This is a genomic window from Paraburkholderia sp. BR10882 (genome assembly GCF_040948855.1).
Lineage (GTDB): Bacteria > Pseudomonadota > Gammaproteobacteria > Burkholderiales > Burkholderiaceae > Paraburkholderia > Paraburkholderia nodosa_A.
In genome coordinates this window covers 152,115-178,894 of record NZ_JBFPKP010000003.1, presented here as the reverse complement: position 1 = coordinate 178,894, position 26,780 = coordinate 152,115, and the positions used below count along the sequence as shown (strand labels likewise).

Here is a 26,780-nt window from a genome sequence, read left to right as displayed (position 1 = left end):
GCCGTCTTCCCGTTTCAACCGTACCTTCGCCTCAATCGAGCCTGAACTGGCCAACCGCATCCGCGAGATTGGCAGCCTGGCCACGCAGCGCCGCCGCGGCAGCCGTCGACTGCTCGACGAGCGCCGCATTCTGCTGAACCATCTCGTCGAGCTGGCTGACCGCCCGGTTCACCTCCTGGATGCCGCGCGTCTGCTCACCGGCGGCATTGGTGACCTCGGCGATGATGGTCGTCACGTTCGCGACATTCGACACGATCTCATCCATCGTCGAGCCGGCGCGGCGCACGAGCTGCGAGCCCGAAGTCACGCTGGAAACGGTCGATTCGATCAGCGCCTTGATTTCGCGCGCGGCCTGCGCGCTGCGCTGGGCCAGGCTGCGCACCTCGCCCGCCACCACTGCGAAGCCGCGGCCCTGCTCCCCGGCGCGCGCCGCTTCCACGGCGGCGTTCAACGCCAGAATGTTGGTCTGGAACGCGATGCCGTCGATCACGCCGATGATGTCCGCGATCTTGACCGACGCCTTCTCGATATCGCCCATCGTGTGCACCACGTCGCCAATCACCGAGCCGCCGCGCGAGGCTGCCTGCGAAGCCGTGGCCGCCGTCACGTCCGCCTGCTGCGCCGCGTTCGCCGATTGCGCGACCGTCGCCGTGATCTCCTCCATCGAAGCTGCCGTCTCTTCGAGGCTCGCTGCAGCCGATTCGGTACGGCCCGACAGGTCGACGTTGCCCGCCGCGATCTCGTCGCTCGCGGTACGCACCGATTCGCTCGCGTCGCGGATGTGGCGCATCACGTCGCGCAGCTTGTCCATGAACGCGTTGAACGAGCGCGCGATCTGCGCGACTTCGTCGTTGCCCACGGCGGGCAGGCGCTTCGTCAGATCACCCTCGCCGGTGCTGATCGCGTCCATTGCGTCGCGCACGCGCGAGAGGCGCTGGAACGATACGGCCGTCGCGGCGGCCACGATCGCCGCGGCCGCCACCGCGATCACCACGAGCGCGATGAGCGACGCCGTGAGCAGCGAGCGCATGGCCGCCGTCGCATCGGCGCGGTCGAAAGCGACGACCACGCGCCAGTCGGTACCCGGAATCGTTTGCGCACGCATGAGCTTGATGTCGCCCTTCACGTCCACCTTCAACGGCTCGCTCGCCGCGAACAGCGTGTTCAGGCGATCGCCGGCGAGCTCGGGCGCGAGGTCCGCGACGGGTTTGAGCGTGAGCTGTGCGTCGGGGTGCGCAACGATCGCGCCGCTCGCGTCGACGAGCATGCCGAAGCTCGCCGGCGTCGGATGAATCGAGCGGACGTTGGCAATCACGTCGTCCATCGCCACGTCGCCGGAGATGACGCCCTTCACGGCGCCGTCGCGAATCACCGGCTCCGCGAACGCCACCACGAGCTTGCCCGTGCCCACGTCCACATAGGGCGGCGTGACGACCGCCTTGCCCGCCGCAACGGCCTGCTTGTACCAGGGGCGCCCGGTCGGGTCGTAGTCGGCCGGGATGCCGGTGGCGTCGGAGAACTTCGCCGTGCGGTCGGCATAGCCCACGTAGACGTTCGTGAAACCGCCCGCTGCCGCGATCTGCTTGAGCGCCGGCACAGGATCCGGCGCGAGCACGGCGTCCTGGAGCGAGTCGATCATCCGCACGTGCGTCGCGACCCAGTCGGCAATACCCTGCGTGTGGCTTTCTTCGAGCGCCGTGAGCGTGCTGTCGATCGAATCCTTGTTGTGCGAGTTGGCGACGAAATAATTGAGCGCCGTATTCGCGGCAAGCGCGCTCACGACAATGACGACGCATAGCGCGACGATGCGCGCGCGGATGGTGGAAAACATGGGGGATTGCCGTGTGGGATAGAAGGAGGGAAGCCGCAAAAGCCTGATCTGGGACTATCAGGGATTACGGCACGCCACACGGCGTTCTTGAGGGCGCACCGTAGCAGACGCGCCATTAATCGCCCACTTACCGGAAGATGGCAGACGATAAGCGAAATTGTCAGACTATTCGATTGCAGTGGCGAAGCCCTTTTTGCGATCTACTTGCCGGCGCCGGCCGCCTTCTTCTCGCCGATGCGGCTTTCCTTGCCCGCGATGAGCTTGGAGATGTTCGCGCGATGCCGCCAGAACAGCAGCACGCTCATGGCGAGGATGGCGAGCGCGACGATGCGCGGGCCGAACATGAACACGTAGTAGAGCGGCGCGAACACGGCAGCCGCCAGCGCCGCGAGCGACGAGTAGCGCGTGAAGAACGCGACGATGAGCCACGTGGCGAGCGTGGCGACACCGAGAATCGGATTCACGGCGAGCAGGACGCCGGCCGCGGTGGCGACGCCCTTGCCGCCCTTGAAGCGGAAGAACACCGGATACAGGTGGCCGAGGAACACGGCGATCGCGGCGAGCGCGACGGCGGCGTCGCCCAGACCGTAACGCGGGCCGAAGTGCGCGACGAGCCAGACGGCCAGCCAGCCCTTGAACGCATCGCCGATCAGCGTGAGGATCGCGGCCTTCTTGTTGCCGCTGCGCAGCACGTTGGTCGCGCCGGGATTGCCGGAACCGTAGGAGCGCGGATCGTCGAGGCCCATGAAGGCGCTCACGATCACGGCGAACGAAACCGAGCCGATCAGATAGGCAAGAACGGCGACGAACAGGTTGTACATGCACGAAACCCGGAGGAAGTGGAACGATGCGCGCCGGGAGCAAGCGATGGTCATCGCCGCCCGGCAACGCGCGACGGCGCTCATTCTACCGAAGCGCGGGCGCGCCCTGCCCGCGCAGGCGGCATAAGCACGCACGAACCAGGGTAAATCAGGGAAGCAACGGCAACGGACGGAAGCGTCCAGTCACCGTTCGCCGTGCGCTATTCGACGCTTGCGCACTGCACCGGCTTCGCGTTCAGGAGCGTCGTGAGCACCGCCGGGGCAAGGCTCACGAGATAGCCGCGACGGCCCCCATTGAGCCAGATCTCGTCGAGTTCGAGTATGGTCGACTCGACATACACAGGCATGGCTTTCTTGGTGCCGAAGGGCGACGTGCCGCCCACCAGGTACCCCGAATGACGGTTCGCGACGTCGGGCTTGCAGGGCTCGATACGCTTCGCGCCGATCTGCCGCGCGAGATTCTTCGTCGACACCTTGCGGTCGCCATGCATCAGGACGATGAGCGGCTTCGCGTGCTCGTCCTCCATCACCAGCGTCTTGACGACGCGATGCTCGTCCACGCCGAGCTGGCGCGCGGACTCTTCCGTGCCGCCATGCTCGACATACTCGTAGGGATGCTCGCCGAACGCGACGCCCGCGCGGCGCAGCATTTGTGTGGCGGGCGTTTCGGACACGTGTTTCGTTTTGCTCATCGGCGCATTGTAATCGCACGGTCTGCAACGATCGCTTCAACCTCACCCGCGCGGATGATGCTTCTCGTGCAACAGACGCAGCCGCTCGCGGGCCACGTGCGTATAGATCTGCGTGGTGGAAATGTCGCTATGGCCGAGCAGAAGCTGCACGACCCGTAGGTCCGCGCCGTGATTGAGCAGGTGCGTGGCGAACGCGTGGCGCATCGTATGCGGCGAGAGCGGCGCATGCACGCCGGCCGCCGCCGCGTGGCGCTTGATGATGTGCCAGAACTGCTGGCGCGTCATGCCTTCGGCGCGCGCGGTCACGAACAGCGCGTCGGCCGTGCGTGCGCCGAGCAGCGCCGGCCGCGACTCGCGCAGGTAGCGCTCGATCCACGCGTGCGCCTCCTCGCCAAACGGAATGAGCCGCTCTTTCGAGCCCTTGCCGAGCACCCGCACGACGCCTTCGTTCAGGCCCACCTCGACCGTCTTGAGCGTGACGAGTTCGGTCACGCGCAGGCCGCTCGCGTACATCAGCTCCAGCATCGTGCGATCGCGCAGGCCGAGCGGCGTCTCGACATCGGGCGCGCCCAGCAGTGCCTCGACTTGCGCCTCGCTCAACGTCGACGGAAAACGCGGCGCCTGCTTTGCCGAGCGGATGCGCACGGTCGGGTCCGTATGCACGCGCTGCTCGCGCAGCGCCCAGCCGTAGTAGCGGCGAAACACCGAAAGGCGCCGGTTCGCCGAAGTGGATTTATCGTCCTTGCGACGCGCGCTATAGGCAAGCAAATCGTCTTCGTGGGTCGTATCGAGCGAATTGGAGCGCTCGCTCGCGAGCCATTGCGCGAAGAGGCGCAAATCGCGCCGGTAGGCGTCGAGCGTGTTGCGCGAGAGGCCGTGCTCGAGCCACATGGCGTCGCAGAACGTGTCGATGGCGGTGAGGCTCGATGCCAGCGCTTCGGCGGCGGCGGGGCCGAGCGCCTGCTCCACTTCGTCGGCGGCATCGCTTGAGTCAAGCGGCGGCGGATTCGTCGTCATCGTCATCGTGTCAGCGCAGTTGAAATCGGTTCGACGTGCATTCGTGGGCAAGCAGCCAGCGCTTCACGTCGCGAAAGAAGCCTTCGCCGCCGTGATGCGCGAAGCCGCCGAGGCCGCTCGCCGACACCACGCGATGACACGGAATCACGAGCGGAAAGGGATTGTCGCCGCACGCCTGGCCCACGGCGCGCGGGCTCACGCCGCCGATGCGCTTCGCGAGTTCGCCGTAGGTCAAGACTTCGCCCGCTTCGATTGCGCAGATGCCGTCCCACACGCGCCGCTGGAACTCGGTGCCGAGCGGTGCGAGCGGCAGGTCGAAGCCGGCGTCGGCGTCCTCGAAATACTGTTCGATCTGAACGGCTGCGCGGGAAGCAAGCTCACAATCGGGCTCGACGCTCGCCGTCTGTCCCGGCAGATAGACGATCTCGCGCAGCGCTTGCCCGACGGTGCGGATGCCGACCTTGCCGAATGGCGCGTCGATCACTGCGTTGAACATCGTCGTCTCCTTCGTGCGCGAACGTTGCACGCCATGGTGCCGCGTTGTGCGCGCGATTTCCAGCGCGCCGTCGTTCAGTTTCAGGTCCATGCCAGCCTCTGCCGTTTTCATCCGCATCAAGCCGCTTCGAGCGCCCAGAGCACATGCTCGCGCACGAGCGCCGACTCGTCATGCTCGCGCCCGCGCAACGCCTGCACGATCGCAGCGCGCGCGGCGTCGCGGGCGCTATCCGCGCCTTCATGCGTGGCGCGCAGCGCATTGCCCATCGCCACCGCGATATTGCGCGACCAGCTCTCGTAGCCGATGCGCCGTATCGCGCTGCCCTGCATGCGCTCGTCGAACTGCGCCGCGCTCCAGCCGAACAGCTCGGCGAGACTCGCGCGATCGAGCCCGTGGCGCACGTCGAAATCGGCCACGGGCGCGGCCTTCGCGAACTTGTTCCAGGGGCACACGAGCTGGCAGTCGTCGCAGCCATACACACGATTGCCGATCAGCTCGCGCAGTTCCAGGGGAATACTGCCCTTCAATTCGATCGTGAGATAGGAGATGCAGCGGCGCGCATCCACGCGATACGGGCCGGTGATCGCCCCCGTCGGACACGCGTCGATGCAGCGCGTGCAACTGCCGCAATGCGCGCCAGGTGTTTCGGGCGCGGCCCTGGCCGGGTCGTCGGCGTCGGCAGGCAGCGGCACGTCCACGTAGATCTCGCCGAGAAAGAAGAGCGAGCCCGCATCGCGCTGCAGGAGCAGCGTGTGCTTGCCGCGCCAGCCCACGCCCGCCTTCTGCGCAAGCTCGACTTCGAGCACCGGCGCGGAGTCGGTGAACACGCGAAAACCGAACTGGCCGATCTCGGCCTCGATGCGCTCGGCAAGCTGCTGCAGCCGCGCGCGCAGCACCTTGTGATAGTCGCGGCCGCGCGCGTAAATCGACACGACGGCGGCGTGCGGGTCGGCGAGACGCGCGTGCTCGCGCAGACGCCAGTCGGCGTGAATGCTCTCGTGGGCAACGTCCGTGCCAACTTCGTTGCCCACCGCACCAGCGCTCCCGCTGCGATCCGAGCCGCCTTGCGAAGCACTTTCGTGCGTCTTTCCCGCTGCATTCGGCGCGAGCGTATCGATGGGCAAATAGGCCATGCGTGCGGTAATCACGCGTCGCGTGCCGGCCACAAGCTCGGCGGGCCGCGCGCGTTTCATCCCATGTTTGGCCATATAATCCATCTCGCCGTGGCAGCCTGCTTCGAGCCACGCGGCGAGGCCCGCCTCGGCATGGGAAAGGTCGGTGTCACTAATACCGATCGCACCGAACCCCAGCTCGCGCCCCCACGTCCGGATGCGCGCCGCGAGCGCGGCGAGCGCCGCCTCATCGAGCGGCATGGCCTGCCCGGCAGCAGGCGCAGTCGAATCTCGCGGCGCCTGAACGGACGTTGGGTCGAACGCCTCCGAAGACGCGCGCGCATCCTGCGCGGAGTTGGAAGGGGAATGCTTGGGGTTCATCACGCCATTTTACGAGAATGCCCGACAGCCCCGGTCACGACCACGCGCCGCTTTCGCTTGATCCATCCGCCGCCGTTCTCCTCGAGCGCCGTTTCGATCTCGCAGACGCCGACGCCACCGACGCCTTCGGCGCACGCTTTGCGCACGCGCTCGAGTCGCTGCGCGCAAAAGTTGCACAAACGAGCGCGCAAAATCGCGACGCGCCGCCCTTTCACGGCCTGCATGTGCAGTTGCACGGCGACCTCGGCGCGGGCAAGACCTCGCTCGTGCGCGCCACGTTGCGCGCGCTCGGCCACACGGGCCGCGTGCGCAGCCCCACCTACACGCTCGTCGAACCGTACACGGTTACAACGCCCTGTGGGGAACTCCAGCTTTATCACTTCGATCTGTACCGTTTCAGCGATCCGGCCGAATGGGCCGACTCGGGCTTTCGCGAATATTTCGCGCAAGATGCGGTGTGCCTCGTCGAATGGCCGCAACGCGCGGGCGGCCTGCTTGGCATACCCGATCTCGTGTTCTCGCTGGAGCCGGATGCAAGCGGCGAAGGCCGCGTGCTCACCGCATACGCATACAGCGCATCAGGAAAGGCATGTCTAGAAAGATGTTAATCAAACCGTTCCGCTCGATCGAATCGGCCGCCACCGCCACGCACAACTGGCGTCGCCGGCAGATTCTGAAGGCGGGCGCCTCCACGCTCGTGCTCGGTCTTGCCGTGCCGCGCCTCGCGTGGGCCACGTCGGTCGTCGGCGTGCGGGTGTGGCCCGCGCGCGACTACACCCGCGTCACGATCGAATCGGACCAGCCGCTGCAGAACACGCAGCAATTGCTGCAGGGCCCCGATCGTCTCGTCGTCGATCTCACCGGACTCGATCTCGATGACGCGCTCAAGAACCTCGTCTCCAAGATCACGCCGAACGATCCGCAGATCCAGGCCGTGCGCGTGGGCCAGTATCAGCCGCACGTGGTGCGCATGGTGTTCGACCTCAAGGGCGGTGTGAAGCCCCAGGTGTTCACGCTTGCCCCTATCGGCTCGTACAAGTACCGGCTCGTGTTCGACCTTTATCCGGCGGTCGCGCCCGACCCGCTCATGGACCTGCTCGCGCAAACCGAGCGCAAGCAGCAGCAGCTCGACGCGCACGAAGCGATGAAGGACAGCGCGCCGCCTTCCACGCCGCCCACGCTCGCGGGTCCTAACACGCCGCCCGCGCACGACAACAGCGACGCATTCTTCGAGCGTTACGCGCAGAACGACGCGGGCGCCGCACCGAGCACGCCGCGTCCGGCGCCCCCCGTGGTTGCGCCGCGTGCGCCGAAGCCTGCTGCGCCGAAGCCGCCCGTCGTCGCCCAGCGCAACAGCGACGACGACAATGCCAGCGCCGACGACAACTACGGCTTCACCGCGCCGAAGTCCACCAGGGGCGGCACCACGCGCCTGTTGACGGTCGCGATCGATCCGGGCCATGGCGGCGAGGACCCGGGCGCGATCGGCAGTGCGGGCACCTACGAGAAGCACGTCGCGCTCGACATCGCGAAGAAGCTGCGCGCGAAGATCGACGCCCAGCCCAACATGCGCGCGATGATGACGCGCGACGCCGACTTCTTCGTGCCGCTGAACGTGCGCGTGCAGAAGGCGCGCCGCGTGGGCGCGGATCTGTTCGTGTCGATTCACGCCGATGCGTTCACGACGCCCGAAGCGCGCGGCTCGTCGGTGTTCGCGCTGTCGGAGCACGGCGCGACGAGCGCCGCGGCGCGCTGGATGGCGAACAAGGAGAACTCGTCGGACCAGATCGGCGGCATCAGCGTGCAAACGGCCGACGCGGCGGTGAACCGCGCGCTCTTCGACATGTCCACTACGGCGCAGATCCGCGACTCGCTGCGTTACGGCGGCTTCGTGCTCAACGAGGTCGGCGAGATCAACAAGCTGCACAAGGGCTCGGTCGAGCAGGCGGGCTTCGCGGTGCTCAAGGCACCCGACATTCCGTCGATCCTCGTGGAAACGGCTTTCATCAGCAATCCCGAAGAAGAGACCAGGCTCAACGACGACGCCTATCGCGACAAGATGGCGAACGCGATTCTCAAGGGCATCAGGCGCTATTTCGCGGCCAATCCGCCGCTTGCGAAGAGCCGTATGACCTGAGTGCCGCGTGAGGCATCTGGCGGCTTCAGCAGCGCCGCGCAAGCCTTCGGGCTCGCGCGGCGTTTTTCATTCGGAGCAGGATGGTTACGAGCGCACGGCCCCGAGGCGCTGCTTGACCCAGCCCCCGAACACGTTGACGGCAAGCCCCCCCATCACGAGCACGGCGCCGCCGATCTCGGCCGCGGTCAACTGCTCGCCGAGCAGCAGCGACGCCGAGGCGAGGCCGACGATCGGCACGAGCAGCGAGAACGGCGCCACCTGGCTGGCAGGATACTTCGAGAGCAGGCGGCTCCAGAGGCTATAGCCGATGAGCGTCGCCACGAACGCGAGATAAAAGATCGCGCCCACCGACGTCATGCCGATGCCCGAGAGCGCGGCCGCCATGCGCTGCGGACCTTCCATCGAGTACGAGAGCACGAGAAACGGCAGCGGCGGCACGAGGCTCGCCCACACCACGAGGCCGACAAGATCCACCTTGCCCACCTTCTTCGTGACGATATTGCCGAGCGCCCACATGCAGGCCGCACACAGCGTGAGCACGAAGCCGGCGATGGTCATCCCCTGAGCGCCACCGCCCATCGACTGCAAGCCGATCAGTGCGAGCCCGCCTGCAGCGATCAACAAGCCGATGACGTCCTGCGCGTGAAAGCGCTCACGCAGAAACACCGCCGCAAAACCGAGCGTGAAGAACGCCTGCGCCTGCAGCACGACCGAAGCGAGACCCGCGGGCATGCCCACGTACATGGCCGTGAAGAGGAACGCGAACTGGCCGAGCGAGATGGTCGCGCCGTAGGCCAGCAGCCAGCGCAGCGGCAATTGCGGACGCTTCACGAACAGCACCGCGGGAAAAGCCGCCAGCATGAAGCGCAGCGCGCCGAGCAGGAGCGGTGGCACGCCGTGCAGCCCCACCGTGATCACGACGAAATTCACGCCCCACGCGAGCACCACGATCAGCGCGAGCAACAAGTCCTTCGGCGACATCCCTTTCCCCCCTTTTTGCGTCATGCCTGTTCTTCGAAGCGGCGATCTTACCGCCTCGCGCCACGTCGGGACGCCCCGCGCCGTGCCGCCAACGCCGGGCCGTTGCCATGGCCGCACGCCGGGAAAGCCGGCGTTAGAATGAGCGCCAGCCTCGCGCGCGGCGTGCCCGCGCGCCGACTTCGACGATAACCCGCGCCGTACGACTCATCCAGGAAGCATCATGTCCTCATCGATCAAAGCGGTTCTCAAGCCCCATCAACGCGACATCGGCAATCTCTATGTGCGGCGCGTGCTGCCCGCGCTCGCCGCTCGCCTCGTCGGTCCGTTCATCTTCTTCGACCACATGGGCCCCGCCACGCTCGCGCCAGGCTCGGGCGTGGATGTGCGCCCGCACCCGCATATCGGGCTCGCAACGGTCACGTATCTCTTCGACGGCGCGCTGATGCATCGGGACAGCATCGGGTCCAGCCAGAAGATCGTGCCCGGCGACGTGAACTGGATGACGGCCGGGCGCGGCATCGTCCACTCCGAGCGCACGCCCGACGAGGACCGCGCCACCGGCCTCACCATGCACGGCATCCAGACCTGGGTGGCGCTGCCGCTCGATCATGAAGACACCGAACCGTCGTTCTTCCATCACACCGCCGCCACGCTGCCCGAAATCGAGCGCAACGGCGTCACGATGCGCGTGATCGCGGGCACGGCGTTCGGCGCGACCTCGCCGGTCGAGACCTTTTCCGGCACGCTCTACGTCGCCGCAGATTTCGCGCCGGGCAGCGCATTCGCGCTCGACGCGGAGCACGAAGAGCGCGGCGTCTATCTCGTGGAAGGCGACCTCGCGATCGACGGCACCCCGCTCGAACAGCACACCATGGCCGTGCTGGTGCCGGGCGAAACCGCCACCCTCTCGAGTGCGAACGGGGCACGCGTGATGCTGCTCGGCGGGGAAAAGCTCGAAGGCGAGCGCTTCATCGAATGGAACTTCGTGGCAAGCTCGCGCGAAAAGATCGAAGCCGCGAAGGAGGCCTGGACGCGCCAGGAAATGGGGCATGTTCCCGGCGAAACGGAATGGATTCCGCTGCCGGAAAAGAAGCCGCGCTAAAGGCTAACAGCTCGCCGCTTTCGGAGGATGATTGAAACCAGGGCGTTTCGTCCCCAACTAGCGACATAACGGTTATCTCAACGAGGACGCAATGGACACCACTCTCGCCACTTTCGAAAAAGACGTGATCGAAGCGTCGGCGCTAGCGCCGGTGCTGGTCGACTTCTGGGCGCCCTGGTGCGGCCCTTGCAAGAGCCTCGGCCCGATGCTCGAAAAGCTCGAGGCCGAGTACGCGGGCAAATGGAAGCTCGTGAAGGTGAACGTCGACGAGAATCAGGAACTCGCCGCGCACTTCGGCGTGCGCAGCATTCCGCACGTCGTGGCGTTCGCGGACCGTCAGGCGGTCGATCAGTTCGTGGGCGTGCTGCCCGAAGGCCAGCTGCGCCAGTTCCTCGACGGGCTGATCCCCGACGGCGCCGACGCCGCGCGCCGCGCCGCGCAGGAAGCGCTGGCCGAGGGCCGCCGCGACGAAGCCTATGAAGCGCTACAGGCCGCGCTCGCGTTCGATCCGGGCAACGACGAAGTGCGCATGGACCTGATCGAGATGCTGCTCGCCGACAACCGCGCCGACGACGCACAAAAGGAAGTCGAGCTGCTCTCGCCCAAGACCACGCAGGGCATCGACGCGCGCTTTAACGCGCTCAAGACCCGCCTCGACGCGCTCGACGCCGCCGCCGACCTACCGCCCACCGACGCACTCGAAGCCCAGGTCGCCGCCAACCCCGGCGACCTCGAAGCGCGCTTCGATCTGGCGAACGCGCTGATCGCGCGGCGCAAGTACGGGGGTGCGCTCGAGCACCTGCTGGAGATCGTCAAGCGCGACCGCGCCTTCCGCGACGACGTGGGCCGCAAGACCATGCTTTCCGTGTTCGATCTCGCGGCGCATCAGCCGCAGCTCGTGAGCGAGTGGCGGCGCAAGCTCAGTGCAACGCTGAACTGATATCGAGCGGCCGAGGACGCCGCGGGCGTCCTCGCCCTGCGTTCAGTCGGCTACGCCTGCTGGACCCGACCATACTGGTCGTCAAAGCGCACGATGTCGTCCTCACCGAGATAACAGCCCGACTGCACCTCGATGATCTCGAGCACGGTCTTGCCCGGATTCTCGAGCCGATGCGTCATGCCAAGCGGGATATAGGTCGATTCGTTTTCGGAAAGCAGGAGCACCTCGTCGCCACGCGTCACGCGCGCCGTGCCGCGCACCACGGTCCAGTGCTCCGCGCGGTGGTGATGCATCTGCAACGAAAGCCGGCCGCCCGGCTTGACAACGATGCGCTTGACCTGAAAGCGCTCGCCCTGATCGACCGAGTCGTACCAGCCCCACGGGCGCTCCACGCGCCGGTGCTGCCGCGTCACCTCACTGTGTTGCGCCTTGAGCCGCGTGACCACCGCCTTGACGTCCTGAACGCGGTCCTTCGCGACGACGAGCACGGCGTCCGCCGTCTCGACCACCACCATGCCCCGCACGCCCACGCAGGCAACGAGCCGCCCGTCCGAATGCACGAAGGTATCCGTCGCATCCTCGAACAGCACGCGCCCGCGCGCGACGTTGCCCTTCTCGTCCTTCTCCGAGACTTGCCACAGGGCATCCCACGCGCCGACGTCCGACCAGCCCGAACGAAGCGGTACGACCACGCCCGCGAGCAGCGCGTTCGCGCCGACCGACTCCATCACCGCGTAGTCGATCGAATCGGACGGACAGGCGGCGAGTGCATCGCGGTTCAAGTGGACGGTGCCGTCAGTGTCGACGGAGGCATTTTCGAAGGCCGCCGCGCACTGCGCCGCGATGAGCGGCCGGCTGTGCGCGATCGCCGAGAGCCAGACCGATGCGCGCACAACGAAAATCCCACTGTTCCAAAGATAGCTCCCCGAAGCAACATAGCTTGCAGCGCGCTCGGCATCCGGCTTCTCGACAAAATGCTCGATGCTGCGCGCGCCGCTGCTGCCGAGCGGCAAACCCGCGCCGATGTAGCCGTAGCCCGTTTCGGCGCGCTGCGGCGGCACGCCAAGTGTGACGATGGCGCCGCGCGCCGCGTGTGCCACCGCTTCTTCGAGCGCGGCGGCAAACGCGGCGCCATCGGCGATCAGATGATCAGCGGGCATGGCAACGAGCACGGGGTCGCCGTCGCGGCTCGCGGCGAGCGCCACCGCCGTCAGCGCGGGCGCCGTGTTGCGCGCGAGCGGTTCGAGCACGAAGCGAGCGGCCAAGCCGCTGCGACCAAGACGGTCAGCGGTCAGATGGCGCAAGTCCTCGCTGCTCACGACGAATGGCGCAGCTTTGCGAACCGTTGTGTGCGCTTCAGGCAGCGGGGCGCCGGCGTGCAGGAACATGCCGTCGAGGCGCCGTACAGTCGCCTCGAGCAGCGACTCGCCATCGAGCAGATCGATCAGTTGCTTGGGACAGTGTTCGCGCGAAAGCGGCCATAACCGCGTGCCGGAACCGCCCGCCAGCACGACGGGCTGAACGACGAGTTCAGCGTCACCTTCGCTGATCGCGGCTATCAGGCTGGCAGATGTCACATCGTTGTTCATTTGTGTCACTCCCCCCGAAGTCATGCACCGAGTCTCGTTATTGGTTGGCGTACGGGTGACATTTGAACAATACGTATCGCGCGAATCTGTACGCGCAGCCACATTGAGCGCTCGGTGCGCCAGGAATTTTTTCCTTGCGGCGCAGGTCTGCTCATCGCGCAGTCATCGCGCAGTCATCGTTATGTGCGGCAACGCACGAAGCGCGAAGATGGCCGCGCAAGGTGATGTTTCACATCCGAACGTTTTTGCGACAGTGTCGGTAGCCCCCCAACAGAAGTGGATCAACACCGCGTCGCAACAAAGGCAGGCGCACAACGCGTTCGCGGCGATGGCCCGACGATGTTTCAGCGAGGACTCATTTCCGCGCATCCGTCTGACGAGCGAAAGTCGCTATATAAATCAAGGCGTTGGCAACAACAAACTCTTGCGATTTCGCAAATGGTGCCGCGCTGGCGCAGTACAGAACTGAAACAATAATGCGACTTTGCGTCGCCCCGGAAATAGCTGGCGCGACGCCAGGCCGCAAGCGTCCTCACTTTCGCGGCTGCTGGCACAACCCCTGCTAAGTAGAGTTCACCGCACAGGCGTAGATGCCGACAAACGAGATCGCAAAACGCTAGTGGGGCTTATGGGGCCGGCGCAACGAACGTATAGCCGAACGGGTAGCGGCGATAACAAAAAATTCGGCAGCCGGAAGCAGAAAAAACAGGAGGCGGCACACGCCGCTTTACGCGAGGACCGATCATGTTGACCCTTCAATCCGATTTGCACGGCAATCATCTGCTTGGCGCACTTCCGTCAAACGAGTGGCAGGCGTTGGCGCCGCATCTTGAACTCGTTCAACTGCGCACTGAACAGCTGCTCTGCGATTGCGGCCAGCGTATTCATCACGTGTACTTTCCGACGACCGCTGTCATCTCGATGCTCACGACAATGGAAGACGGCAGTTCCGTCGAAATTGCAGCGGTGGGCCGGGAAGGCATGACCGGCGTGCCTGTGCTGACCGGTGGCGAAACGATGCCGAACCGCGTGCAGGTGCAAAGTTCGGGCTTCGCGTACCGTATCAGCGCACAGGCGCTCAAGCAGCAGTTTGCGCGCTCGGACCTCCTGCGTCGCGTTACGCTGCTTTACATGCACGCGCTGCTCACGCAGGTCGCGCAGACGGCCGCCTGCAACCGCCACCACTCGCTGAGCAAGCAGCTGTGCCGGTGGCTGCTGATCGAAGTGGATCGCGTCGACTCCAACGATCTGAGCGTGACGCAGCAACTGATCGCCGACATGCTCGGCGTGCGCCGCGAAGGCGTCACGGAAGCAGCCGGCAAGCTGCATGACGAAGGTCTGATCCATCACAGCCGCGGCAAGATCCGTGTACTCGATCGCAAGCGCCTCGAAGCGCGCGCATGCGAGTGCTACGGTCTCGTGCGCCGCGAGTTCGATCGCCTGCTCCCGCGCCTGCACGAAGCGGAAGCGGTCGAATAAGGCGGCCGACGCGCGCGGTTCGTTCGCTTTCCACCTCGATACGAAAGCGTGCCTAAAAGGCACGCTTTCTTGCGTTCCAGGCGCTCGCCTTCAACGCCCGCTGGCTTGATGCGCCAACGCTCGCAGCACGTACGAAGCCGCCGCGAAACCAAAACTCGCCGTCACGCACACGCTCGAGCCGAAGCCCGCGCAGTTCAGCCCCACCGGACCGTGATGCCCCGGCGACGTGGTGACGTGCTCGGCCTCGGCGTCGATATCGCACACGGCCGCCTCGGGATAGATGAGCGGCTCGTCCGAATACACCGCGCTCACCTTGAATTTCGCCTTCGGCCCCCGCGGAAAGCCGTGCTGCTTGCGCAACTGGCCGCGCACCTTGGAGAGCAGCGGGTCCTGGATCGTGAGCGCGAGGTCGTCGATGCGAATCCTTGTGGGGTCGAGCTGCCCGCCCGCGCCGCCCACCGTGATGAGCGGCACGCTATGCTCCACGCACCAGGCGATCAACGCGGTCTTGGTGCGCACGCTGTCGATGGCGTCGATCACGTAGTCGAAGCCGCCGCCCAGCAACGCATCGAAGTTCGACGGCTCGACGAAATCCTCGACGAGGCGCACGTCGCAGGCCGGGTCGATGAGCTTGATGCGCTCGGCCATGGCCTCGACCTTGGGCTTGCCGTAGTTGCCGTCGAGCGCGTGGATCTGGCGGTTGGTGTTGCTCTCGGCCACGTTGTCGAGGTCGATCAGCGTGAGCGTGCCGATCGCGCTGCGCGCGAGCGCCTCGGCGGCCCACGAGCCCACGCCGCCAATGCCGATCACGGCAACGTGGGCGCGCTCGAACGCGTCGAGCGCGGGTGCGCCATAAAGCCGCGCGATTCCGCCGAATCGGCGGGCGCGATCGGCAACATCGTCGGCGGGGCTCGGGGTAAGATCGACGGAGCCGGCGGCAGGGGAAATCGGGGTACTGGACATGACGGTAAGCAATCGTAAGCGGACCGGTCGCACGCTGCTGTCGCGGTCCTCGCAAGACCCGTATTTTGCCTGATCGCGCCGAATGAGGCCCGGAGGCCCCAGCCGGGCACCCCTGGCCGGGCCCCTGCTTCCTGCCTCTTCGATATACTTGTCCGCATTGAAGCGTCCGCCTAAAAGATGACATCCCTCGCCGATCTCCGCAAGACCTACTCGCTCGGCTCGCTCGACGCCGCCGGCGTCGATCCCGATCCGATCCGCCAGTTCCAGACCTGGTTCGCCCAGGCGCTCGACGCGAAGCTGCCCGAGCCCAACGCCATGACGGTCGCCACAGTCGACGCACAAGGCCGCCCCGCCGCGCGCATCCTGCTCATCAAGGGCGTGGACGAGCGCGGCTTCGTATTCTTCACGAACTACGAGAGCCGCAAGGGCCGCGAGTTGAGCGCGAATCCGCATGCGGCGCTGCTCTTTCACTGGATCGAGCTGGAGCGCCAGGTCCGCATCGAGGGCAAGGTCGAACTCACGAGCGCAGAGGAAAGCGACGCCTACTTCAACTCGCGCCCGCTCGGCTCGCGCATTGGCGCATGGGCCTCGGAGCAAAGCACGGTGATCGCGAACCGCGAGACGCTCGAAGCGCGCGAGCGCGAAATCGCCGCGCAGTATGGCGAAACGCCGCCGCGCCCGCCGCATTGGGGCGGCTACCGGCTCGTGCCGGAGGCCATCGAGTTCTGGCAGGGCCGCCCGTCGCGTCTGCACGACCGCATCCGCTATACGCGTGAGAGCGCGAATGCGGCCTGGCGCATCGAGCGTCTCGCGCCCTGAGCGCATGCGCGGCGTGACACGCTTACCGCACTTACGCCGCGCCCATCGGGTTTTCGTCTCACCGCTTTCGTTGTATGTCGTTCAGTACTTCGCTGTCGCCGTAACGCTGTTGCCAAAAAACCTGCATCGCAATTCGCTTTTGTCATTGGGCTTCAATCGTTCATCTGACATGGAGAGAAACGCATGTTCTGGGAGAAAAAACTCGCACAGTGGGTAGAAGAAGTGCGCAGCAAGGCCGACTTGCCCGCCCGCCTCGTGCTCTGGAGCGGCCAGCAATACGACTTCGGCCACTTCGCCGCGCCTCGGGTCACGCTCAAGGTCAATAGCGCGTCGGCGCTGCCGCTTCTTCTCACGCCGAGCCTCGACAACCTGGGCGAGGCCTACGTCAAGGGCAAGATCGACATCGAAGGCAAGCTCGCCGACATCATCAACATCAGCTATTCGCTCGCGCGCAACACCGTCACCAGCGCCAGCAAGCTCGCACGCGTGCGCCGCTATTTCACGCACTCGAAGTCCACGGACAAGCAGGCCATCCAGTACCACTACGACGTCTCGAACGAGTTCTACCAGCTCTGGCTCGACGAGAACATGGTCTATTCGTGCGCGTACTTCGAAAACGGCGACGAAGACCTCGCCACCGCCCAGCTCAAGAAAATCGACCATATCCTCACCAAGATCCAGGTGAAGGAAGGTCACACGCTGCTCGACATCGGCTGCGGATGGGGTGCGCTCGTGCTGCGCGCGGCGCAGAAGTTCGGCGCGCGCTGCGTGGGCGTAACGCTCTCGCAGAACCAGTTCGATCTCGCGACGGCGCGTGTGAAGGCGGCCGGCCTCGAAGACCGTATCGAGATCCGCCTGCAGGACTATCGCGACATCCAGGGCGAATTCGACCGCATCACGAGCGTGGGCATGTTCGAGCACGTCGGGCGCAAGAATCTGCCGGGCTATTTCCGCAAGGTCCACGACCTGCTCGCCGACGACGGCGTCGCCATGAACCACGGCATCACCTCGTCGGACGCCGAATCCGGCGAAACGGCGCTGGGCGGCGGCGAGTTCATCGACCGCTACGTGTTCCCCGACGGCGAGCTGCCGCACATCGGCCTTGCGCTCCAGGCGGCGCAGCACGGCGGCCTCGAAGCGGTTGACGTGGAAAGCCTGCGCCGTCACTATGCGCACACGCTCGATTTGTGGGCGGAGAATTTCGAGGCGCGCGCCGAGGAAGCGAAACAGCTCGTCGACGACGAAAAGTTCCGCATCTGGCGCGTTTATCTGGCGGGTTGCGCGTACGCGTTCGAGCACGACGACGTGTCGATCTTCCAGATCGTCTGCCGCAAGGCCGGCCGCAGCGCGAGCACGCTGCCGTGGTCGCGCCGGTATATGTACGAGAAGCCGCTCTGACGCAGGCGGCGGCGCGGTTTGCCGCGCCGCCGGCATATCGACTGTTCCCGCAGTTGCGCACGGCCCGGGCGGCTTCGCCCCAACGACCGCCATCACGACGCCACAGCGCGACGCCACTGCATGAACGAACGCGACGAAGGCCACGACCTGTTTGGCGACAGCACACGCGGGTCGGCCAACGACCCCAGCCCCAACGCGGCCCAGGCGGGCGCGCATCTGGCCGCCCGCCCGGCTGCGCGCCGCAACACGCCGAAAGCCGAAGCCGCCGCCGAACCGCAGCCTGACTTGTTCGGCTTCGCGGCGCCGGCGAGCGCGCCTGCGACGAAGCCTGCTACCCCGCGCCCTGCCCGCGCCACGCGCGAAAACGACGGCGAAATCGAAGCGCGCGAAGATGGCGTACCGCGCGAAAAACTGCCGAAAAAGCCCACGCCCAACGCCGACGCTCCCAAACGCCGCGGCCGCGGTGTGCTGCCCGCCGTAGCCACGCAAGACACGCTCGACGTCGCCGCCGCGCTGCCTGCGAGCGTGCGCCTTGGCACCTCGTCGTGGTCGTTTCCGGGGTGGCGCGGCATCGTCTACGGAGAGGATTACAGCCAGTCGAAGCTTGCCCGTGACGGCCTCTCGGCCTACGGCGCGCATCCGCTGCTGCGCTCGGTGAGCATCGACCGCTCGTTCTATGCGCCGCTCACCGTCACCGATTACCTGCGCTACGCGCAGCAGGTGCCGGACCACTTCCGCTTCATCGTGAAGGCGCCCGCGCTCGTCACCGACGCCAGCGTGCGCGGCGAGCGTGGCGAACCTGTTTCCGCGAACCCGTGCTTTCTCAACGCGGAACTGGCCGCGCGCGAATTCGTCGAGCCTTGCCTTGCGGGCCTCGGCAGCAAGGCCGGCGCGCTCGTGTTCCAGTTCCCGCCGCTGCCCGATCAGTTGCTGGCCGAGCCAGCGGCCTTCGTCGAGCGGCTAACCGCCTTCCTCGCCGCGCTGCCGCCGCTGCCCCAACCGACCGATCCCGCCGCAGCCGGCGACGGTCCCTGCTACGCCATCGAGATCCGCGACGCCATCCTGCTCACGCCGCGCTTCGTGCGCACGCTGCGCGCCGCGGGCGTGCGCTACTGCGTAGGCCTGCACGCCCGCATGCCGGACCCGTTGCGCCAGGCCGCCGCGCTCGCGCTGATGGACGGCGAAACCCCGGCCGGCCCGCTGATCGTGCGCTGGAGCCTGCACAGCGGCTTCAGGTACGAGCAGGCGAAGGCGCGCTACGAGCCGTTCGACAAGCTGGTGGACGAAGACCCGCACACGCGCGTCACGCTCGCGGAACTGGCCGCGCGCTACGCGATGGCCGGCCAGCCCGTGCTGATCGCGACGAACAACAAGGCGGAGGGATCGGCGCCGCTCACCTGCGCGAAGCTCGCGCGGGCGATTGCGGACGAGATGGAACGCTTGCGCGGGGAATTGGCGCCGCACGCCGCATGTGATGCGACGCCGGACGAAACGCCGCCCGGCGCGCAAACAGAAGAAGAAAAGGAAGACTGAGGCGCGCAACGGCAATGAAACCGCCGCGCGCCACTTGAAGCTCATTCAGCCTTGAGCCGGTGCGCGAACTTCTGGCGGAATTTCGCGACCTTCGGCGCCACCACGAACGAGCAATAGCCCTGATTCGGGTGCTGCGCGAAGTAGTTCTGGTGATACGCCTCGGCGGGGAAATAGTTGCCGTCGAGCGGCAGCACCTGAGTGACAATCTTGCCGTCGTACACGCCCTCAGCGGCCAGCTCACGGATCGCCTGCTCGGCCGTCTCGCGCTGCGCCTCCGAGTGCGTGAAGATCGCCGAGCGGTACTGCGTGCCCACGTCGTTGCCCTGGCGGTTCAGCTGCGTCGGATCGTGAATCGCGAAGAAGATGTCGAGAATCTCGCGATACGCGATCTTCGCCGGATCGAAGTCCACCTTCACGACCTCGGCGTGGCCGGTGTCGCCGTCGCAGACCTGCTCGTAGCTCGGGTTCGCCACGTGACCGCCGGCGTAGCCCGACTCCACCGCGCTCACACCCTCCACGCGCAGATACACCGCCTCCAGGCACCAGAAGCATCCGCCGCCCAGGGTGGCCGTTTCGACTGTCTGACTCATGCTGTTCGCTCCTTAGATCGTGACTGCGGACGCCATCGCGGACCTCATTGCGGACACCACTGCCCGGTGCCCCGCGCGACCCGCCATCCGCCGCTTCCGCTAAAATTGTGACAATTCGCCGAATTTCCACATGACGTTGATCCCGATTTCCGCTCCCGCCGCCACGCGCGCGGCCCGTGAAGGCCAGCACCGATGACCCGCCGCGCCAGCCCGCCCAATTTCGACGACGGCGCATTCCGCCGCGCGCTTGGCCAGTTCGCCACCGGCGTGACCGTGATCACGACGCGCGCGCCCGACGGCACGCTTATCGGCATCACGGCCAGCTCGTTCAACTCGGTTTCGCTCAATCCGCCGCTCGTGCTGTGGAGCCTCGCCACGCGCTCGGCATCCATGCCCGTGTTCCGCTCGAACAGCCATTATGTGATCAATGTGCTCGCCGCGTCGCAGCTCGACCTGTGCAAGCGCTTTGCGACGGTGAAGGGCGACCGTTTCGAGGGCGTCTCGCACGCGGCCGGCGACACCGGCATGCCCGTGCTGGACGGCGCGATCGCGTGGTTCGAGTGCCACAACCGCAGCCGCTACGACGAAGGCGACCACGTGATTTTCGTCGGGGAAGTGGAGCGCTGCGGCGTGCGCGAGGACGGCACCGACGCTTCGCCGCTCGTGTTCCACGGCGGCGCGTTCCACCAGCTCCAATCGCTCTGATACGGCGCGGCGCGCGCCCCGTCTTTCCCGATTACGCCGACGCGCTCTTCGGCTCGCGCTGCGCGATCAGGTCCACCGGCACGCCCACTTCCACCTTGAGCGTCGTGAGCACGATGTTCGAGCGGATGTCCATCACGCCCGGCGCCTTGTACAGCTTGTTGAGCACGAAGTCCGAGTAGTGCTTGAGGTTGTGCGCGAGCACGCGCAGCAGGTAGTGCGTCTCGCCCGTCACCACATACGCCCCCACCACCTCCGGCCAGTCGCGCAGCGCCGTGACGAAGCGCTCGTGCCAGCTCTCCTGGTCGTTGCGCATCGACACCTGCACGAACGCCTCCATCTCGAAGCCGAGAATCTCGCGGTTCAGGCTCGCGCGGTAGCGCTCCACCACGCCTTGCTCCTCGAGCAGCCGCAAACGGCGCAGGCACGCCGACGGCGAAAGCGAAATGCGCTCCGCCAGATCGAGATTACTGATCCGCCCCTCGTTCTGCAGCACGGCGAGAATACGGCAATCGGTAGCATCAAGCGAGATTGCGTTCATATTTGGTCTCCATTCCCGTCTTAAGACAAATTATGTGCCAACAACCGAAGTTTGCGGCGTTTTTTTCGCAAGCACATTTCGCGCGGGGTTGCCTATCATTCGAAGCATCAGGAGACGAGACAACTTTGAGATGAGACAGATCAAAGACATTTCCCCGCCGATTCACCCCGAAACGCCCGTCTGGCCCGGCGATACGCCCGTTGGCGTCGAGCGCGTGTGGCGCATGGAGGCGGGCTCGCCGGTCAACGTCGCGCGCGTGACGCTGTCGCCACACACCGGCGCGCACACCGACGCCCCGCTGCACTACGACGCCCAAGGCGCGCCGATCGGCGAAGTGCCGCTCGACACGTATATCGGCGCGTGCCGCGTCATTCATTGCGTGGGCGCCGCGCCGCTCGTGCTGCCCGAACACGTGGAAGGCGCGTTGCCCGGCATCCCGCCGCGCGTGCTGCTGCGTACCTACGCGCACGCGCCGCAGGACCGCTGGGACAGCAAGTTTTGCGCCGTCGCGCCCGCAACGATCGATGTGCTCGCCGCGCATGGCGTGCGTCTCATCGGCATCGACACGCCTTCGCTCGACCCGCAGGAATCGAAGACGATGGACGCGCATCACCGTATCCGCGCCCATGGCATGGCGATCCTCGAAGGCGTCGTGCTCGACGACATCGCGCCCGGCGACTACGAACTCATTGCACTGCCGCTGAAGTTCGCGACGCTCGACGCCAGCCCCGTGCGCGCCGTGCTACGCGAGTTGCCTTCGGCCGCCGACAACTGAACCCCCTCAATTAGCCAGACACAGAAACGTAGACATGAACGACCGCAACGAAGCCCTGGCAGCCGATCGCGCCGATCCGCTCGCCGCCCTGCGCGAGCAATTCACGCTCGCGGCCGGCACCATCTATCTCGACGGCAACTCGCTCGGCGTGCCGCCTTCGGCGTCGGCTGCGCGCGCGCAGGCCGTGATCGGCGGCGAATGGGGCGAAGGCCTCATCCGCAGCTGGAACACGGCGGGCTGGTTCGCCATGCCCAAACGTCTGGGCAACAAGCTCGCGAAGCTGATCGGCGCGGCCGACGACGAAGTCGTCGTCACCGACACCATCTCCATCAACCTCTTCAAGGCGCTCTCCGCCGCGCTGCGCGTGCAGAACGCGCGCGACCCGAAGCGTCGCGTGATCGTCTCCGAGCGCTCGAACTTTCCGAGCGACCTGTACATCGCGCAAGGCCTCATCGAGCAGCTCGACCGCGGTTATGAACTGCGCCTCGTCGACGATCCGTCCGAGTTGCGTGCCGCGATCCGCGAAGACGTGGCCGTCGCGATGATCACGCACGTGAACTACCGCACGGGGGAGATGCACGACATGCGCGCGCTCACCGAGCATATTCACGCGCAGGGCGCGCGCGCGCTGTGGGATCTCGCGCATTCGGCGGGCGCCGTGCCCGTGGACCTGAACGGCGCGAACGCCGACTACGCGGTGGGCTGCACGTACAAGTACCTGAATGGCGGCCCCGGTTCGCCCGGTTTCGTGTGGGTGCCCAAGCGCCATCAGGATGCGTTCTCGCAGCCGCTTTCTGGCTGGTGGGGCCACAAGTCGCCGTTCGAGATGAACCCTGTCTATCGTCCGGACAACGGCATCGGCCGCTATCTGTGCGGCACGCAGCCGATCGTCTCGATGGCGCTCGTCGAGTGCGGTCTCGACGTGTTCCTGCAAACCGACATGCAGGCGATCCGCCGCAAGTCGCTCGCGCTCACCGATCTCTTCATCGAACTGGTCGAGACGCGCTGCAAGGAATACGACCTCACGCTCGTCACACCGCGCGCTCACGCGGAGCGCGGCTCGCACGTGAGCTTCGAGCATCCGCACGGCTATGAGGTGATGCAGGCGTTGATCGCGCGCGGCGTGATCGGCGACTATCGCGAGCCACGCGTGCTGCGCTTCGGCTTCACGCCACTGTATCTGCGTTACGTCGATGTGTGGGACGCCGTGGAAACGCTGCGTGACGTGCTCGCCACCGAGTCCTGGCGCAAGCCCGAATTCGCCGAGCGCGGCGCGGTGACCTGAGGAGCGGCAGATGAACGATCACATGCAAATCCCGGGCATGCCCGACGCGGGTGAAACCACGAGTGAGACCCACAGCGCAGCACGTGGCGGCTGTCCGTTCGGGCACGGCGCCGCCGCGTCCGCTTCCGCTGCGCAAGCGCCCGCGGCACAAGGCGAAGGCTGGCACGACGCACAGCTCGACTTCTCGAAGTCGATGAGCTACGGCGACTACCTCGCGCTCGACGCGGTGCTGGGTGCGCAGCATCCGCTCTCGCCCGACCACAACGAGATGCTGTTCATCGTGCAGCATCAGACGAGTGAGCTGTGGATGAAGCTCGCGCTCTACGAATTGCGCGCGGCGCTCGCCAACGTGCACCGCGATGCGCTGCCGCCCGCGTTCAAGCAACTCGCGCGCGTCTCGCGGATCATGGAGCAGCTCGTGCAGGCGTGGAGCGTTCTCTCGACGCTCACGCCCTCCGAATACACGGCCATGCGGCCGTATCTCGGTGCGTCGTCGGGCTTCCAGTCGTATCAATACCGGCAGATCGAGTTCCTGCTCGGCAACAAGAACGTGCAGATGCTCAAGCCGCACGAGCATCGGGGCGAGATTTTCGAGCAGGTGAAAGCGACGCTCGAAGCACCCTCGTTCTACGACGAAGTGATTCGCCTGCTCGCGCGGCGCGGCTTTGCGATCGCGCCCGAGCGCCTGAACCGCGACTGGACCCTGCCGACCGAACAGGACGCCACGGTCGAGGCGGCGTGGCTGGAGGTGTACCGTAATCCTTCGGAGTACTGGGATTTGTACGAGATGGCCGAAGAGCTCGTCGATCTCGAAGACGCGTTCCGTCAATGGCGTTTCCGCCACGTGACGACGGTCGAGCGCATCATCGGCTTCAAGCAGGGCACGGGCGGCACGAATGGCGCGCCGTATCTGCGCAAGATGCTCGATGTCGTGCTCTTTCCCGAGCTGTGGCACGTGCGCACGGTGCTGTAACGCCAAACGCGGCGCCGAAAAGCAAAAATGCCCGCCAATCGATGGCGGGCATTTTTTTGCGCGGCAACGCGTGAGGCTTAGACCACCACGGTCTGCGCTTCGCCTTCCCTGCTTTCGCGCACCACGCCGATCTTCCACACCTGCTCGCCCGCGGCGGCCAGCAGCGAGGCAGAGGCGGCGGCTTGATCCGCCGCCACGATCACGGCCATGCCGATGCCGCAGTTGAACACGCGGTGCATTTCCGCATCGGCCACGCCGCCGTGCTTTTGCAGCCACGTGAAGAGCGGCGGCAGCGGCCATGCCGCGTGGTTCAGTTCGGCCGTGAGGCCTTCGCGCAGCACGCGCGGAATGTTCTCGACGAGGCCGCCGCCCGTGATGTGCGCCATGCCCTTGACCGTGATGGTTTCCATCAGCTTGAGCAGCGGCTTCACGTAGATGCGCGTGGGCGCCATCAGCGCGTCGGCGAGCGAACGGCCGTCGAAGTCGGCGGCGAGGTCCGGCTGCGCGCGCTCGATGATCTTGCGCACGAGCGAGAAGCCGTTCGAGTGAATGCCGCTCGAGGCGAGACCGAGCACCACGTCGCCCGGGGCGATCGTGCTGCCGTCGATGATCTTGCTCTTTTCGACCGCGCCCACCGCGAAGCCGGCGAGATCGTATTCGCCGTCGGGGTACATGCCCGGCATTTCGGCCGTCTCACCGCCGATCAGCGCGCAGCCCGACAGCTCGCAGCCTTGCGCGATGCCCTTCACGACCGTGGCCGCCGTATCGACGTCGAGCTTGCCGCAGGCGAAGTAGTCGAGGAAGAACAGCGGCTCGGCGCCCTGCACGAGAATGTCGTTCACGCTCATCGCGACGAGATCCTGGCCGACCGTGTCGTGTTTGTTCAGATGAAACGCGAGGCGCAGCTTGGTGCCCACGCCGTCGGTGCCCGACACGAGCACGGGCTCCTTGTACCTCTTCGGTACTTCGAAGAGCGCGCCGAATCCGCCGATGCCGCCCATCACGCCCTCGCGCAGGGTCTTCTTCGCAAACGGCTTGATGCGATCGACGAGCGCGTCGCCCGCGACCATGTCGACGCCAGCGTCGGCGTAGGAGAGGCCTTGGTCCTGCGACTGTGCCTGATTAGCGGGGCCGGATTTCGGTTGATTCATGGGGAAGCGCCAGAAGGTCGGTAAAATGCGATTTTAACCGATTGACGGCGCCCCGCCGCCGCGGGTGGAGCGAGATTTGGAACGCGCCTCGTCTGTGCCCCACAACCGGAAACCGAGTTTTGCCGCACAACACACCGTATTACGCACCGTACCAGCGTCGGGCCGTTATCGGGACCGGGATCGCGCTCGCCTTCGGCATCGTGCTGCGGCGGCCGCGGCCCAGTGACCTCCGTGGTTCTCACGAGAGCACGCTTTACTAGAACCGACTCCGTCCAGACACACCGTGCAGCGACAGTTAACGCTCGATCTCGGCACCCCGCCGCCATCGACCTTCGACAACTTCCATATCGGCGCCAACGCCGAGCTGGTCGCGCGCCTGCGCGGTCTGGACGCGGCGCTCATGGCGGGCCCGATCGCCGATCGCACGTTCTATGTCTGGGGCGAGCCCGGCAACGGGCGCAGCCACCTGCTGCACGCACTCGCCGACGAAGCGCCGCCGGGCCATGTGCGGTATCTGGGCCCGCAAAGCGCGCTGGCGGCGTTCACGTTCGATCCGCGCGTGACGATCTATGCGGTGGACGACTGCGATTCGCTCTCGGGCGCGCAGCAGATCGCGCTCTTCAACCTGTTCAACGAGGTGCGCTCTTACCCCGCCTGCGCGCTCGTGGCGACGGGCAACGCGCCGCCCATGGGTCTCGCCGTGCGCGAGGACCTGCGCACGCGCCTCGGCTGGGGCCTCGTGTTCCACCTTGCGCCGCTCTCCGACGAAGGCAAGGCGGCCATCCTCAAGCTCGCGGCGCGCGAGCGCGGCATTGCGCTCGCCGACGACGTGCCCGCCTACCTGCTCACGCATTTCCGGCGCGACATGCCGAGCCTGATGGGCTTGCTCGACGCGCTCGACCGCTTCTCGCTCGAACAGAAGCGCGCGGTGACGCTGCCGCTGTTGCGCGCGATGCTCGCGAAGGGCGTGGGCGATCTGGTGAGCGTCGCGAGCGCATTGCCGACGGACGAAGAATTGTCCGCCGAAGCGCCGGCAGAAACGGACGACGCGAGTGACGCGGGCGAAGATGAGGCCAGCGGCAACGCGGTGGCCCCCACGCCATCCGCAGAAGGCGAGGAGCCGTCGCTCTTCCCCAGCGAGCCGGAAGCCCCCGCCGCCGGGCCCGACGACGCCCAGCCCTATGAGGCGCCGAAACCGCCGGCGTTGCAGGCGCGCCCGCCAACGCCCGTGCCCTTCGACAAGCCGACCGACAACGTCGAAGGCGAATTGGGGGCCAAATATCGTCATGTCGTCCACAAGGAACTGGGCACTGAACTCAAGGGCGAAGTCGATGCCGACGTGAGCAACGAGATGACCGGCGAGTTGCGCGGCGACCTCGATCCGCCCGCCGGCACCGCTGCACCCGAGACAAACCCGGGCGAGACGCCGGGACAGACACCGTCGACGCCCGATGCGTCCGATACATCGCCAT

The 26,780-nt window shown here is 66.2% G+C and carries 24 protein-coding genes and 1 pseudogene; 13 read left to right on the top strand and 12 right to left on the bottom strand.

All coding sequences use genetic code 11. The features are described 5' to 3' along the window. Window positions 1-31: 31 nt before the first annotated feature. The 6 genes from AB3X99_RS10085 to queG all read right to left on the bottom strand — a co-directional run bounded on the left by AB3X99_RS10085 (window position 32) and on the right by queG (window position 6,230). The gene (locus tag AB3X99_RS10085; protein WP_368616804.1) at window positions 32-1,831 is read right to left on the bottom strand and encodes a methyl-accepting chemotaxis protein; all 1,800 of its coding nucleotides are present in this window, start codon (window positions 1,829-1,831) and stop codon (window positions 32-34) included. 200 nt (window positions 1,832-2,031) lie between these two features. Continuing rightward, a complete protein-coding gene (gene plsY, locus AB3X99_RS10080; RefSeq protein ID WP_069267759.1) occupies window positions 2,032-2,652 on the bottom strand; it encodes a glycerol-3-phosphate 1-O-acyltransferase PlsY in 621 nt (206 codons plus the stop codon). A gap of 200 nt (window positions 2,653-2,852) precedes the next feature. Then, complete coding sequence (gene ybaK, locus AB3X99_RS10075; protein ID WP_342947716.1) at window positions 2,853-3,344, bottom strand: Cys-tRNA(Pro) deacylase; 492 nt, start codon at window positions 3,342-3,344, stop codon at window positions 2,853-2,855. Window positions 3,345-3,386: 42 nt separating this feature from the next. Beyond that, window positions 3,387-4,361: a site-specific tyrosine recombinase XerD gene (xerD, locus tag AB3X99_RS10070; protein WP_069267826.1), complete on the bottom strand. Its 975-nt coding sequence runs from the start codon at window positions 4,359-4,361 to the stop codon at window positions 3,387-3,389. A 10-nt stretch (window positions 4,362-4,371) separates the two neighbouring features. Continuing rightward, on the bottom strand, window positions 4,372-4,857 hold the full coding sequence (locus tag AB3X99_RS10065; protein WP_069267827.1) for a methylated-DNA--[protein]-cysteine S-methyltransferase: 486 nt from the start codon (window positions 4,855-4,857) through the stop codon (window positions 4,372-4,374). Window positions 4,858-4,973: 116 nt separating this feature from the next. Further along, complete coding sequence (gene queG, locus AB3X99_RS10060) at window positions 4,974-6,230, bottom strand: tRNA epoxyqueuosine(34) reductase QueG (RefSeq protein ID WP_368617042.1); 1,257 nt, start codon at window positions 6,228-6,230, stop codon at window positions 4,974-4,976. Window positions 6,231-6,367: 137 nt separating this feature from the next. On the opposite strand from queG, the gene tsaE reads away from it, so the two are divergent. Beyond that, a complete protein-coding gene (tsaE, locus tag AB3X99_RS10055) occupies window positions 6,368-6,958 on the top strand; it encodes a tRNA (adenosine(37)-N6)-threonylcarbamoyltransferase complex ATPase subunit type 1 TsaE (RefSeq protein ID WP_368616803.1) in 591 nt (196 codons plus the stop codon). Beyond that, the gene (locus tag AB3X99_RS10050) at window positions 6,940-8,487 is read left to right on the top strand and encodes an N-acetylmuramoyl-L-alanine amidase (RefSeq protein ID WP_368616802.1); all 1,548 of its coding nucleotides are present in this window, start codon (window positions 6,940-6,942) and stop codon (window positions 8,485-8,487) included. Before tsaE ends, AB3X99_RS10050 begins: the two co-directional genes overlap by 19 nt. Window positions 8,488-8,571: 84 nt before the next feature. Here the strand turns inward: AB3X99_RS10050 and AB3X99_RS10045 are convergent, their stop codons facing one another. Further along, entirely contained in the window at window positions 8,572-9,468 is an 897-nt protein-coding gene (locus AB3X99_RS10045; protein WP_368616801.1) for an EamA family transporter, read from the bottom strand. 220 nt (window positions 9,469-9,688) lie between these two features. Here AB3X99_RS10045 and AB3X99_RS10040 point away from each other — a divergent pair, with 220 nt between their 5' ends. Together AB3X99_RS10040 and trxA are read left to right on the top strand one after the other, a co-directional pair. Further along, on the top strand, window positions 9,689-10,570 hold the full coding sequence (locus tag AB3X99_RS10040) for a pirin family protein (protein ID WP_368603956.1): 882 nt from the start codon (window positions 9,689-9,691) through the stop codon (window positions 10,568-10,570). A 91-nt stretch (window positions 10,571-10,661) separates the two neighbouring features. Beyond that, window positions 10,662-11,510, top strand: coding sequence for a thioredoxin (trxA, locus tag AB3X99_RS10035; RefSeq protein WP_368616800.1), 849 nt, complete (start codon window positions 10,662-10,664; stop codon window positions 11,508-11,510). Window positions 11,511-11,560: 50 nt separating this feature from the next. On the opposite strand, the gene AB3X99_RS10030 is transcribed toward trxA, so the two are convergent. Continuing rightward, a complete protein-coding gene (locus AB3X99_RS10030) occupies window positions 11,561-13,099 on the bottom strand; it encodes a mannose-1-phosphate guanylyltransferase/mannose-6-phosphate isomerase (protein ID WP_368616799.1) in 1,539 nt (512 codons plus the stop codon). Between the two features lie 744 nt (window positions 13,100-13,843). Between AB3X99_RS10030 and AB3X99_RS10025 the strand changes: the two genes are divergently transcribed. Further along, window positions 13,844-14,578, top strand: coding sequence for a Crp/Fnr family transcriptional regulator (locus AB3X99_RS10025; protein ID WP_069267766.1), 735 nt, complete (start codon window positions 13,844-13,846; stop codon window positions 14,576-14,578). Window positions 14,579-14,668: 90 nt separating this feature from the next. Here AB3X99_RS10025 and tcdA read toward each other — a convergent pair whose 3' ends face one another. Further along, window positions 14,669-15,541: a tRNA cyclic N6-threonylcarbamoyladenosine(37) synthase TcdA gene (gene tcdA / locus AB3X99_RS10020; protein ID WP_368616798.1), complete on the bottom strand. Its 873-nt coding sequence runs from the start codon at window positions 15,539-15,541 to the stop codon at window positions 14,669-14,671. A 177-nt stretch (window positions 15,542-15,718) separates the two neighbouring features. Here tcdA and pdxH point away from each other — a divergent pair, with 177 nt between their 5' ends. From pdxH to AB3X99_RS10005, 3 genes are all read left to right on the top strand, one after another. Continuing rightward, entirely contained in the window at window positions 15,719-16,360 is a 642-nt protein-coding gene (gene pdxH / locus AB3X99_RS10015; protein ID WP_368616797.1) for a pyridoxamine 5'-phosphate oxidase, read from the top strand. 183 nt (window positions 16,361-16,543) lie between these two features. Further along, the gene (locus AB3X99_RS10010) at window positions 16,544-17,758 is read left to right on the top strand and encodes a cyclopropane-fatty-acyl-phospholipid synthase family protein (protein WP_342947705.1); all 1,215 of its coding nucleotides are present in this window, start codon (window positions 16,544-16,546) and stop codon (window positions 17,756-17,758) included. Between the two features lie 120 nt (window positions 17,759-17,878). Then, on the top strand, window positions 17,879-19,291 hold the full coding sequence (locus AB3X99_RS10005) for a DUF72 domain-containing protein (RefSeq protein WP_368616796.1): 1,413 nt from the start codon (window positions 17,879-17,881) through the stop codon (window positions 19,289-19,291). A 41-nt stretch (window positions 19,292-19,332) separates the two neighbouring features. On the opposite strand, the gene msrA is transcribed toward AB3X99_RS10005, so the two are convergent. Next, window positions 19,333-19,881 carry a peptide-methionine (S)-S-oxide reductase MsrA gene (msrA, locus tag AB3X99_RS10000; RefSeq protein WP_069267770.1) on the bottom strand — a complete coding sequence of 183 codons (549 nt, stop codon included), beginning with the start codon at window positions 19,879-19,881 and terminating at the stop codon, window positions 19,333-19,335. Between the two features lie 192 nt (window positions 19,882-20,073). Here msrA and AB3X99_RS09995 point away from each other — a divergent pair, with 192 nt between their 5' ends. Beyond that, window positions 20,074-20,586 carry a flavin reductase family protein gene (locus tag AB3X99_RS09995; RefSeq protein ID WP_069267771.1) on the top strand — a complete coding sequence of 171 codons (513 nt, stop codon included), beginning with the start codon at window positions 20,074-20,076 and terminating at the stop codon, window positions 20,584-20,586. 31 nt (window positions 20,587-20,617) lie between these two features. Here AB3X99_RS09995 and AB3X99_RS09990 read toward each other — a convergent pair whose 3' ends face one another. Beyond that, complete coding sequence (locus AB3X99_RS09990) at window positions 20,618-21,124, bottom strand: Lrp/AsnC family transcriptional regulator (RefSeq protein ID WP_069267772.1); 507 nt, start codon at window positions 21,122-21,124, stop codon at window positions 20,618-20,620. A gap of 130 nt (window positions 21,125-21,254) precedes the next feature. Here AB3X99_RS09990 and kynB point away from each other — a divergent pair, with 130 nt between their 5' ends. Genes kynB through kynA form a run of 3 tightly spaced genes read left to right on the top strand, consistent with a single transcriptional unit; the run spans window position 21,255 to window position 24,157 of the window. After that, complete coding sequence (kynB, locus tag AB3X99_RS09985) at window positions 21,255-21,899, top strand: arylformamidase (RefSeq protein WP_368616795.1); 645 nt, start codon at window positions 21,255-21,257, stop codon at window positions 21,897-21,899. A 34-nt stretch (window positions 21,900-21,933) separates the two neighbouring features. Continuing rightward, window positions 21,934-23,184 carry a kynureninase gene (kynU, locus tag AB3X99_RS09980; RefSeq protein ID WP_368616794.1) on the top strand — a complete coding sequence of 417 codons (1,251 nt, stop codon included), beginning with the start codon at window positions 21,934-21,936 and terminating at the stop codon, window positions 23,182-23,184. 10 nt (window positions 23,185-23,194) lie between these two features. Then, on the top strand, window positions 23,195-24,157 hold the full coding sequence (kynA, locus tag AB3X99_RS09975) for a tryptophan 2,3-dioxygenase (RefSeq protein WP_368616793.1): 963 nt from the start codon (window positions 23,195-23,197) through the stop codon (window positions 24,155-24,157). Between the two features lie 77 nt (window positions 24,158-24,234). Here the strand turns inward: kynA and purM are convergent, their stop codons facing one another. Then, window positions 24,235-25,308, bottom strand: a complete 1,074-nt coding sequence (purM, locus tag AB3X99_RS09970) for a phosphoribosylformylglycinamidine cyclo-ligase (protein WP_368616792.1) — start codon at window positions 25,306-25,308, stop codon at window positions 24,235-24,237. A gap of 283 nt (window positions 25,309-25,591) precedes the next feature. Here purM and hda point away from each other — a divergent pair. After that, window positions 25,592-26,269: pseudogene (gene hda / locus AB3X99_RS09965) on the top strand (DnaA regulatory inactivator Hda); the annotation flags it as partial. Window positions 26,270-26,780 lie beyond the last annotated feature (511 nt).